Genomic DNA, 11,305 nt, shown 5'->3' on the forward strand with positions numbered 1-11,305 from the left:
GTTTTGTTCACAGAGCCATCTAAACAAGTCAAATCCGAATCTCGCCAATCGGTCTTTGTGAGCAACCACAAGGCGTTTGACATCTCCTGACATGACTCGTCCCAATACGGCAAGCATCTTTTTGCGTTTGAAGTTAAGCCCTCCTCCAATTTCTGAGACAACTTCTCCGTCTGGGTATCTGGAGACGAGATATTCGACTTGTCGGTCGAGATCGGGCTTTTGAGCGCGAGAACTGACTCTGGCGTAGAGGATGTTGATTCGGGTGTCCAAGCCAGATTTAGCTCTAGCTGTATAGCTTTCGACGTTGTATCGGCGCTGCTTGCCTTGAGTCCAGATTGCTTCGATTTTCCCTTGTTCATGCCAGCGCCTGAGTGTCCGCTCATTGACCCCAAGGATTTCGGCTGCTTCCCTTGGGGTGACGTATTTGACAATAGTGGTATCCTCAATTCTTTCTGCATTGTACCACTATACCCGGATATGTCCGGTTAATTAAAGATTAAATCAACCTCTCCACTTTATCGATAAAAACTTCAACAGTTCCAGTCTCCAGGTCATATCGATCAATCGTATTGGCAGCGAAATTAGCCACATAAAGCGCCCCGTCTGGTCCCAAGCTCAGACCCCCTGGTGCAGCATTTTCAGAACTTGCACTACCCAGTAATGCCACCTGACCCGTGGTTAGATCGTAACGCTGTACGTTGTTCGTAAAGGTACAACTGAAGTAGAGAACTGCATCCTCATCGGCAGTGATGCTAAACGGTGCATCGCAAGTAGAACTGTCTGCTGGAAACAGATTCCCGATAAAGGCTCCCGTCTGTCCGTCATATTGGGCAATGGTATCGAGTCCTGTGTTGGCAACAAAAAGACTACCATCCGATCCGAACGCTAGATCTTGGGGAAAAATCAAGGGCGGAACCGTTGAGGTGAAGGGCTGAATGAATGCGCCCGATCGCCCGTCATACTGAAGGACTTGCCCAGGTGGTGTATCCTCAGTGAGGAGGCTGACAACGTAGAGATTGTTGTCTTCTGGACTAAAGGTCAAACCGACTGGACTCTGTAAACCGCCGCTTCCTGGCTCAACAACTGTATCAATAAAAGCCCCCGTTTGGGCATCAAACTCAAGCACTGAATTCGTATTGAAGCTGCCCACAAAGAGGCTAGCCGCGATCGCTTGATTGACCAGGGAAAGGGTGACGCCTACTGCCGCCGTGCTAGCAAGGGCGAGCTTTAGGGGTAGAGAGGCTAGTTGCATGGGCATTTTCTGGAGAATCGATGTACAGGACTACGAGTTTACTCATTAATATCGCTGATTCGCCGCAGATTCAAGATATCGCTCATCTTTTTAATTTGAGCAAAACTTTGCTGCAACTGCCCGTAATCCCGAATATCGATACACAAATCAATCAATGCAGGTTTACCGTCTTGAGTTTTCACCTGAGCTTTCCGCACATTGATATGATGATCACTTAAGCGGGAAAGAATATCCTTTAAAACCCCGACCCGATCCAACACTTCAATTTGAATATTAACCGGATAGGTTTGTGGACGCCCACTCTCTTGATCCGTCGGATTCCAATTCACCGGAACTAATCGGTCTCCCTCAATATTTTCCACATTGGGACAGCCTTGACGATGAATCGAAATTCCCCGCAATCGGGTGACGACACCCAAAATAGGTTCGCCGGGAACCGGATTACAACACCCAGCAATCCGATGCATCAATCCCTCGACCCCCGCAATGGGTTCGCCTTTAATCGTCCATTGGTCACTTGTTTCCTTCGCCGTCGGTAACGATGGCAGTAAATCTTCGATTTCTGCGGGTTCGGTTTCAAGGGGTTGTGTGGCTTTTACTGCATCGCGCAACCGATTGACCACTAGATTCAGGGTGACTTCTCCATACCCTAACGCCGCCAGTAAATCTTCCGCATTTTGATAATTACAGCGTTCGGCAACAGACTGCATCGGTTCAGATTTGAGCAAGGATTCAAATCCATTTTTACCCAGTTCCTTCTCCAGCAAATCTCGACCTCGCGCCACATTTTCATCGCGGTGCGATCGCTTGTACCATTGGCGAATCCGATTTCTGGCACTGGGCGTTACTACGAAGTTCAACCAGTCTAAACTGGGGTGATTATTTTTCTGGGTGATAATTTCTACAATATCCCCATTCTTTAACGGTGTATCCAGAACTCGCCACTGACCATTAATTCTCACGCCAGCACAGTGATTACCAATCTCGGTGTGAATCCGATAGGCAAAATCTATCGGCGTTGCATCCCGACTCAGGGGTATCACATCTCCATCGGGGGTAAAGACGTAGACATCATCGTCAAATAAATTATCTTTGACACTTTCGATATATTCATGGGCGTCTTTCAGGTCATTCTGCCATTCCAGCAACTGCCGCAACCAGGTAAACTTGTCATCGTCGGCGCCAATCTGGGTCGGATCAGACGTCCCAGTTTCTTTATATTTCCAATGTGCGGCAATCCCATATTCGGCAATCCGATGCATTTCCAGGGTACGAATCTGCACTTCAATGGGACGCCCATGGAAGCCAATCACGCCTGTATGTAGAGACTGATACCGATTAGGTTTCGGTAAGCCGATATAATCTTTAAACCGACCGGGGATCGGTCGAAAGGCATCATGGACGACAGCTAATGCCCGATAGCACCCTTCGTTGGTCTCCACGATGATCCGCATCGCCGCTAAATCATAAATTTCGTGAAATTCCTTATTACGGCGCTGCATCTTTTGATAAATTCCATACAGATGCTTAGGACGACTATTCAAGTCCACACATCGAATGCCCATCTCATCGAGACGCCCTCGCAGAATTTGCGAAACCTGGGTTAATCGTTCCTCCCGGTCTTGACGCCGTTCGGCAACCAGTTCCTGTATTTTGCGATAAGCATTCGGTTCAAGATACTTAAAGGATAAATCTTCTAACTCCCACTTAAACCGCCCAATCCCCAAGCGATTAGCTAAGGGGGCGAAAATCTCGCGGGTTTCCTGGGCGATCGCCCGCTGTTTTTGGGGCTTAAGATGTTCTAATGTCCGCATATTATGCAGGCGGTCTGCTAACTTGACCACAATCACGCGGATATCCTTCGCCATGGCGAGGAACATGCGGCGGAAGTTTTCGGCTTGGCGTTCGGTTTTACTGGAGAAGTTAAATTTGGAGAGTTTGGTGACGCCTTCAACTAAATGGCGCACCTCGGCACCAAAAATTGATTCAATCTCGTCCGGCGTGACATCCGTATCTTCGACCACATCATGGAGTAAGCCAGCCGCCATCATGGTACTGTTGCCGCCTAAATCTCTTAATAAGCCAGCAACGGCTACGGGATGGGCGATATAAGGTTCTCCAGAGGCTCGATATTGTTCCGAATGCAGTTGATAAGCAAATTCAAACGCCCGCACCACTAACGCCGCGTCATCCGGCGTTGATGGGTCAGAGGTGGCAGAGGCTGTTGATAAACAGTCCTGCAACCAGTCGGGAACGTCTAGGTTATAGGTGGTGGTTAGGACAGTGGCACTCATAATTCTTTCCCTGACAGATCTATAAATAATAAGGATGGTTAAACGGTAATGGCAGTAAGATCTCTGTTTAGTGGTATAGTTATCAGTTTTTGTGAATTCCAGAAATGGGTCAAAATTCCCTAGATTATCCGTATAGTAATCAGACCTAGATGAGAAATAGTAACATGAACTACCAGATATCCACCCTTGTTACCGCGTACAGACGCAATACGTCACTTCTGTCACGGACTTGATTTCCAGTAAAATCTTGAATAACCAAAGGACTGGGTTGAAGCCAACACGCTGAAATTTTTGCGGATGGTTGTCAATAGCTGGTCGCTAAGACAGCAAACAGTAACTGTTTTCCGAGAAATCAGTTTTGGCAGATAGTCCCTACCTTGGTTACTCGGCAATGAGAATGCCAGCTGACTCTCAGACTGAACCCTGATCTTCAGCTTGGTGGCAAATTCTTGTATTTATAAACAAAAATACAAGATTCTTTACATTTATTCTAGACCAACCTGTCTGATAATGTTAGTCCCCTCCCAACGGCAATCCTATCAGGACTTTAAACACGTCCTAGACGACCTGTACGCCTGCACCCAGAGTCAAGAGTTAGACAAAACCGAGATCCAGGAGCGTTTCCAGGCGGTGAAACAGCTCTTTCAAGGGCGAATTATCACGCTCAATCCCGATGAGGTTAATCAGGAACAAGTATCAGTATGGCAGTCTAGGCAAACCGAAATCCATAGACATATCCGACTTCTAGAAACTGATATGTTAATGTTGCGGACGGCGCGACATTCTGCAACCGTTCAGTCTAGGGTGGCTATCATCCGCGATCGCCTGAACACCCTGATTCAATACTGTAGTGCTATGCTTCAACTGTAGCGCTCTAGTCCAGTCCTGTCGAGGGAGTGGTGAGTGTGTAGGGGCGGGTTTAGGGAATTGCTTGGCGCTGTTGACAATAACGTTTGTTTAAAACCCGCCCTTGTTGAGTGTTGAGTGTTGACCCTTCACTTGGTTCCAGGGTATAGCGCGTGAGTTTGTAGGGGCGGGTTTCACTACTATCGTTTCTTGCCTTACCCAGATGTGACTAAACCCGCCCCAACCCTGTAGAGACGTAGCAGGCTACGCCTGAGTTTTGAGTTTTAATAAGTTACAGGTGCTTTGAGGAAGAAAATCGGTGCAATGTCCTAAATGTAGAAAAGTAACGCTCTTAGACGGCTATTTAGAGCATCAGTTTGCCGTGAAGTATTGCCAAGAGTGCAAAGGCACTTGGATTCCTGCTAAAGAGTATGAAGCATGGCAGGCACGTCAACCGTCTGATCAGAAAATGCCTGACATTCCCCCCGAATCACTAAATGTGGATTTTGTCAAGTCCCCTTTCGATACCAAAGCCGCATTATGTCCAGAGTGCCAGCGCTATCTCTCTCGCGCTAAAGTTAATCTCAAGACTCCCTTTTATGTGGAACGGTGTTCTCACTGTCGCGGGATTTGGTGCGATTACGGGGAGTGGGACATTCTCGAAAGGTTGGGACTCCATACCATAGTTGAGCAACTCTTTACCAACGAATGGCAGACTAAGGCGCGAGAACAGCAACTTTGGCAAAAAGAACGCCAAGCCACGGCTGAAAAATTAGGGAGTGAGTTAGGGGCGCAGGTGATTGAGTTGGGGGAACGGTTAGCGGCACATCCAAATGGCGATTTTGGTGTAGCTTACCTGATGCGGCGCGTCGGCGGAAACTGGCAAAAGCATAATCAGAAATAGACTATAGGGGATGTCCAATGATCGATGCTATCCTTAAACGAAGCGTATTATATTAAGATATATTAAGCAATGTAGAGCAATAATCATGCCCAGCGTTTCTACTCCTCAAACCGCTCGTAAATGTCTACCAACAACTACCCAAAACTAAGCATTTTGGGTAGGTGGGGTGAGCGTGCAGACTCAGCCGTAAAAAAGAGTAACCTACCATCTGGCAAGGTTGGCTACGCTTTTTTGGTCATGACACCCAAGAATGAACGCTAGTTTTTGGCACTGTCGGAACTATCAACGAAAGGCGAGACATCGAAGAGAAGCCCTCTGATACTCCATAACAAGCCTTAGAAGCATTGTCGAAGCTAACATTACTTTACTTTGGACTGGTCAAACCGACCCAACAAATCATGTCAAACTATGTTTTTTTGATTGATGCCAATAAAACACCGATGAATCCAATTCATCCAGCACAGGCAAGGAAATTGATGGAAGCTGGCAAGGCGGCGGTGTTTCGTCGTTATCCATTAAACTCGAATATGTCGAAAAACCAATTCATCGAAAGGATGGCTACAGCTATGGGTGAAAAGTACCCAAACGGGAAGAAATGTCTAGATGTGTCCAGAAATTAACAAACAGCTTCTAACCCATCGCGTCGTTGTCATTGGTGCAGGAATTGGGGGTCTAACGGCTGGCGCACTTCTTGCCCGTCGAGGTTACTCAGTGTTAGTCCTCGACCAAGCCTTTGTCCCTGGCGGATGTGCCTCCACGTTCAAGCGTCGCGGCTTTACCTTTGATGTGGGTGCAACCCAAGTGGCAGGTTTAGAACTAGGTGGCATTCATCAGCGAATTTTCGAGGAGTTAGAAATTGACTTACCTACCGCGACTCCCTGTGACCCCGCTTGTGCGGTATTTCTCCCTGGCGAAACTGAACCGATTAACGTTTGGCGTGACCCAGAAAAATGGGCAAAAGAACGGCAACGGCAATTTCCGGGGAGTGAACCCTTCTGGCAACTGATGAGGACTCTATTCAATGCCAGTTGGAGATTTCAATCCCGTGATCCCGTATTACCCCCACGAAGCCTCTGGGATTTGTGGCAATTAATCTCAGCGGTGCGTCCAGATACCCTGATTACGCTACCGTTTACGTTTATGACGGTGGGAGATGCGTTGCGCGGCTATCGACTCTATGACAATCAGCGTTTGAGGACATTTCTGGATTTACAACTGAAGCTGTATTCCCAAGTGGATGCCGATCAAACCGCTTTATTGTATGCGGCGACAGCCCTCGGCGTTTCCCAAGAACCTCAAGGATTGTTTCACCTGAAGGGGAGTATGCAGGTATTGAGCGATCGCCTGGTCGCCGCCTTGGAGAAATGGGGTGGTAAACTGCTGATGCGTCATACTGTGCAACAGATTCAGGTTTCCGGGGACAAGGTTACAGGCGTAACGGTAAGAAATCAGAAAACGGGGCAGGTTTGGACAGAACCAGCCGATGAAGTGGTGGCAAATGTCACCGCACAAAACCTGGTCAAGTTACTGGGAAACCACGCGCCCAAGGGATATCAGCGTCGCGTCGATAAATTACCACTCGCATCGGGTGCCTTTGTCATTTACCTAGGAGTTGACCAAACGTCCATTCCTGCGGGTTGTCCACCTCACCTGCAATTTCTCTACGATTACGACGGTGAGATTGGCGAAAATAACTCTTTATTTGTCTCGGTTAGTCAACCTGGTGATGGTCGCGCCCCAGAGGGAAAAGCCACGATAATTGCCTCCTCGTTTACCGATACCCGGATGTGGTGGCAAGGGTCTCAGGAGGATTATGACCAGTTAAAACAAAATTATACCCAAGAGGCGATCGCACGGCTAGGTCAGTATTTTGACTTAACTCCAGCAACCATTATCCACCAAGAAACAGCAACACCCCGCACCTTTGCCTATTACACCGGACGCCATCAAGGAATCGTCGGCGGAATTGGTCAGCGAGTGCCGACATTCGGTCCCTTTGGCTTTGCTACTCGCACCCCCATTAATCACCTATGGTTGGTGGGAGATTCTACCCATCCTGGTGAAGGGACGGCTGGAGTCAGCTACTCAGCATTTACGGCTGTACGGCAAATACAGCGCTTCGCGCTGGGCAATAGGCAATAGGCAATGGGCAATAGGCAATGGGCAATAGGCAACACCTCGGCTTACCTCGACTTACTTCGGCTTACTTCGGCTTCGCTCAGTAACACGCTCAGTAACACGCTCGGTAACACGCTCGGTGTGTCATAGGTAATAGGTAAGGTAGAGTTTTGAGTTAACTTCCCCCATCTTCCCCATCTTCCCCTGCTTCCCCTGCTTCCCCTGCTTCCCCTGCTTCCCCTGCTTCCCCTGCTCCCCCTGCTTCCCCTGCTTCCCCTGCTCCCCCTGCTCCCCCCGCTCCCCCAGCTCCCCCTGCTCCCCCTGCTCCCCCTGCTTCCCCTGCACCCTGATCCCTAAATCCAGGAAGATTCTTTGACGGGTTTCCGGTAATCTAAAGAAAGAGTTTTGTTGGTAGACTGCAATGGGATTAAACCTGTTGGCAATAGAATAGAGACCATAACCTTTGTAGGTTGTGTGTATACATAGTTGTTTGGATTAGGGAAAACTGCCGTGGATGGGGGGAATCAGCAACGAATCTTAGGTTATTTCATCGAAGAGGCGAAAGAACACCTTGATACCCTCGAACAAGGGTTATTGAATGTGCAGGAAAGTGCCCAAGACCCAGAGATGGTCAATGAGATGTTCCGTGCGGCTCATTCGGTCAAAGGGGGGGCGGCAATGCTAGGCTTTAGCAGTCTACAAAAAGTTGCCCACCGCTTAGAGGATTGTTTGAAGATTCTCAAAGAACATCCCGTTAAGCTTGATCGCCATGTCGAGAGTTTATTCTTACAAGGCTACGACACTCTCAAAGACCTGATCGAACAACTTCAAGGACCCTTTGGTCTGCGGGATGATGAAGCCGATAAAATGGTGCAAGCCGCCGAACCGACGTTCAAGGAATTGCAGACGTACCTGGAACGGTTAATTAGTGGTGGTGAACCAGCAACCGCAGCTCCGGCAAAATCAGCAAAGGGTGGAGCGAAAGCGACGGGTCAAGCACCTGATAACTTTTCTGCTCAGGTGACAGGTATTCTCAAGCAAATGTTGCAATTGTTCAAACAATCAGACACACCCGCCAATCGTCAAAAGCTGCAAGAGAATTGTCATAAGCTAGCGAAACTTGCCCAAACGGTTGAACCGTGGCAAGTCTTGGTGAAAAATGCTTCTGATGCGATCGCGAATTCGCAAAATTCGTTCCACTCTCTCGCACCTGTGATTATTAAAGAACTCAAACAAGCTAGCGATCAAGTCCAGCAAGGAAACGAGAGTGCTGTCAAGGCAAGTCCAGCGTTACAAAAGTTGGCAAAAGCTACCCCCAGTAAAGGCGGTGGTAAGCAGATTACGATTACCGTGGAACCAAAAGCGGCAGCTAAAGCGATCGTCAAAGCCTTTGATAAACGACAACTCACTCAACTGACCAAATTACTGGTTCAAGCCACTCGCACTTCTTCGTAGGTGATATCAAATCTGGAACCAGACGGAACGGAAGCGAAACCTCGGACAAAATTCTTCAATCCGCGAATCGCTCCGTTCAGCATGATAAATTATTGGCTTAAGATGGGGGCAGAGGGACTTGAACCCTCACGACCTTTTACGGTCAACGGATTTTCATTCTCACTGTAGCTTTCGCTACTGCCTTCACTAGCATCTGAGAATTGGACTCTCCCTTTACCCTCGGCTTCACGTTAGGGTAGCTCCCGTCGAGTCTCTGCACCTTCCGATCCTTCGCTTCGCTCTAGGACATGGTTTTGACCTGTCGCTTCGCTCCAGTTAGCCTGGTTTTGAGTTAGTTTGGTTTAACCCATAACTCAGCACTCTTTTATCGGCTTGGCTCAGGATTGCCTTATCTGTTTTCAGACGTAGGTTTCCCTGAATTTGAGAGCATCCACTTGACAGATTTCTCCATCAAGGCTCAATTTACTTAAGTCCGTAGCGTCTACCATTCCGCCACGCCCCCCTTTCGGGTTGTGCTTCGGTATTGAAGTTTACATCAAAACCTCCGCATTTGTCTATTTGAACATTAAATGGGGCAGATTGGCAACTAGAAAATTTGAGGAACCGGGACAAGGTAAGATAGTAGGGGCGATCAAGGAGGTTTAGGGTAGCCTGACCGGGAACCATTCACCTCTTGATTATGCGATCGCCTGTATTTTAGAGACCCGTTACCGCTATAAGACCATCACACTATGATTGTTGCACTACTCTATCTCGCTTTAGGTGGACTCTACCTGGTTGTCGTTCCCTTGGTCACATACTTTTACCTCAAACAGCGCTGGTATGTCGCTAGCTCCTTTGAGCGTAGCTTTATGTACTTCCTCGTCTTCTTCTTCTTCCCTGGATTAATCCTGTTTAGTCCCTTCCTGAACTTCCGTCCCAAAAAGCGTCAGATCCAAGCTTAATCACAAATGCGACGAATTGATGCGATCGGAATTGCCATCGGCGTGTTTGCGGCTGGTGGTATTATGTATTTCCTCTTACAGGTTGCTGGTTTGGACGAGGTAAAAGCCGGGATTTGGAGCCAAGCCCTCTTAGTCGGCGGTTTACTCGGCTGGGTACTCACGTATCTGTTCCGAGTGGGATCTCATAAGATGACCTATAACCAGCAACTGAAAGAGTACGAGGATGCTGTCTTGCAAAAGCGCCTCGAAGAGATGACCCCAGAAGAACTTGCTCAGTTACAAGCTGAATTGGAACAAGAGTCTGAATAAATCAGCCAATGACCAATGACCAATGACCAATGACCAATGACCAATGACCAAAATTTCCCAGTGCTTCGAGACTCTACGCCAACGCTCTGAATGCGCCTTTATTCCCTTTATCACAGCAGGTGACCCGGATTTAGTCACCACGGCTCAAGCTTTGCGAGTCCTTGACAAATCAGGGGCGGATATAATAGAGCTAGGTGTGCCGTATTCCGATCCCTTGGCTGATGGTCCCACGATTCAAGCGGCGGCGACACGAGCATTGAAACGGGGGGTAAGATTGGATGATGTCCTCGCGATCGCGCAGGAAGTAACCCCCGATCTAAGCGCACCGATTATTCTATTTACCTATTACAACCCAATTCTCAATCGGGGAATTGAAGTCTTTTTAAAACAAATTGCTGCTGCTGGAATCGCCGGGTTAGTGGTGCCGGATTTACCCTTAGAGGAAGCCGAATCGCTGATTCAGCCTGCGACTGAGATTGGCATCGAAGTGGTTTTGTTAGTTGCACCCACCAGTCGGAAAGCTAGAATTGACGCGATCGCAAAAAAATCCCAGGGCTTCATTTACCTGGTTAGTGTTACAGGCGTCACCGGGATAAGAAGCCAAGTTGCATCCAGTGTCCCCGATTTACTCGAGGAAATGCGGGCAGTAACAGACAAACCCATCGGAGTCGGTTTCGGTATCTCCCAACCCGAACAAGCGCGACAGGTGAAACAGTGGGGTGCAGATGCAGTAATTGTGGGGAGTGCTTTCGTGAAGCGTTTAGCCGAAGGAACCCCGACTGAAGGATTAAAAGCGATTGAGGAGTTTTGTCAATCCCTCAAGTCAGCGATTAAGTAGGTGGACACAATCTAAACTTAAAGGTGGTGATCGTCATTTGTCATTTGTCCTTGGTCATTTGTAATCGAACAGTGATCAATTACGAAGTACCTAGACATAAATTCTGTACGCTGTACTAAGAATGTTAAGGATTCTCCAACCCTTACTATTGCCTATTGTCTATTCCCTATTGCCTTTCCCCACCACAAAACTTATTCAGCAACCCCTACTGATGGTTAACCTTCCCACTCAAACTGACCCCCCCCTTTCACCTCGGCAAACCTTACCCACGATGTATGATTTACCGAGTGACAACCCGGAGGAACCTGGATTGCCAGACGAGTTTCATTTTTTACAACCCTTATT

The 11,305-nt window shown here is 48.1% G+C and carries 11 protein-coding genes and 1 pseudogene; 9 read left to right on the forward strand and 3 right to left on the reverse strand.

Features of this window, described 5'->3' with window-relative positions; translation table 11 throughout:
- The 3 genes from RIC07_RS27310 to RIC07_RS27320 form a co-directional block, all read right to left on the reverse strand.
- Positions 1-432: IS607 family transposase (locus RIC07_RS27310; RefSeq protein ID WP_446397277.1), on the reverse strand; the 432-nt coding region annotated here is incomplete at its 3' end.
- 64 nt (positions 433-496) lie between these two features.
- Entirely contained in the window at positions 497-1,258 is a 762-nt protein-coding gene (locus tag RIC07_RS27315) for a Vgb family protein (protein ID WP_446397269.1), read from the reverse strand.
- A gap of 32 nt (positions 1,259-1,290) precedes the next feature.
- Positions 1,291-3,546: a RelA/SpoT family protein gene (locus tag RIC07_RS27320; RefSeq protein WP_446397270.1), complete on the reverse strand. Its 2,256-nt coding sequence runs from the start codon at positions 3,544-3,546 to the stop codon at positions 1,291-1,293.
- 510 nt (positions 3,547-4,056) lie between these two features.
- Here RIC07_RS27320 and patD point away from each other — a divergent pair.
- The 9 genes and pseudogenes from patD to RIC07_RS27365 all read left to right on the forward strand — a co-directional run.
- Entirely contained in the window at positions 4,057-4,416 is a 360-nt protein-coding gene (gene patD / locus RIC07_RS27325) for a heterocyst frequency control protein PatD (RefSeq protein WP_446376097.1), read from the forward strand.
- A gap of 295 nt (positions 4,417-4,711) precedes the next feature.
- Positions 4,712-5,296 (forward strand): zf-TFIIB domain-containing protein, encoded by a 585-nt coding sequence (locus RIC07_RS27330; protein ID WP_446397271.1) that lies wholly within the window; start codon positions 4,712-4,714, stop codon positions 5,294-5,296.
- 398 nt (positions 5,297-5,694) lie between these two features.
- Positions 5,695-5,916 (forward strand): RRXRR domain-containing protein, encoded by a 222-nt coding sequence (locus tag RIC07_RS27335; protein ID WP_446397272.1) that lies wholly within the window; start codon positions 5,695-5,697, stop codon positions 5,914-5,916.
- Positions 5,900-7,438, forward strand: a complete 1,539-nt coding sequence (crtD, locus tag RIC07_RS27340; protein WP_446397273.1) for a C-3',4' desaturase CrtD — start codon at positions 5,900-5,902, stop codon at positions 7,436-7,438. Before RIC07_RS27335 ends, crtD begins: the two co-directional genes overlap by 17 nt.
- 486 nt (positions 7,439-7,924) lie before the next feature.
- Positions 7,925-8,869 carry an Hpt domain-containing protein gene (locus tag RIC07_RS27345; RefSeq protein ID WP_446397274.1) on the forward strand — a complete coding sequence of 315 codons (945 nt, stop codon included), beginning with the start codon at positions 7,925-7,927 and terminating at the stop codon, positions 8,867-8,869.
- 731 nt (positions 8,870-9,600) lie between these two features.
- Positions 9,601-9,813 (forward strand): NAD(P)H-quinone oxidoreductase subunit L, encoded by a 213-nt coding sequence (ndhL, locus tag RIC07_RS27350; RefSeq protein WP_006103418.1) that lies wholly within the window; start codon positions 9,601-9,603, stop codon positions 9,811-9,813.
- A gap of 6 nt (positions 9,814-9,819) precedes the next feature.
- Positions 9,820-10,122 (forward strand): DUF3007 family protein, encoded by a 303-nt coding sequence (locus RIC07_RS27355; protein ID WP_446397275.1) that lies wholly within the window; start codon positions 9,820-9,822, stop codon positions 10,120-10,122.
- Positions 10,123-10,165: 43 nt separating this feature from the next.
- On the forward strand, positions 10,166-10,960 hold the full coding sequence (trpA, locus tag RIC07_RS27360) for a tryptophan synthase subunit alpha (RefSeq protein ID WP_446397276.1): 795 nt from the start codon (positions 10,166-10,168) through the stop codon (positions 10,958-10,960).
- Positions 10,961-11,081: 121 nt separating this feature from the next.
- A pseudogene (locus tag RIC07_RS27365) lies at positions 11,082-11,305 on the forward strand (hypothetical protein); the annotation flags it as partial.

Origin of the sequence: Coleofasciculus sp. E1-EBD-02, from assembly GCF_040218245.1 — a bacterium.
Lineage (GTDB): Bacteria > Cyanobacteriota > Cyanobacteriia > Cyanobacteriales > Coleofasciculaceae > Coleofasciculus.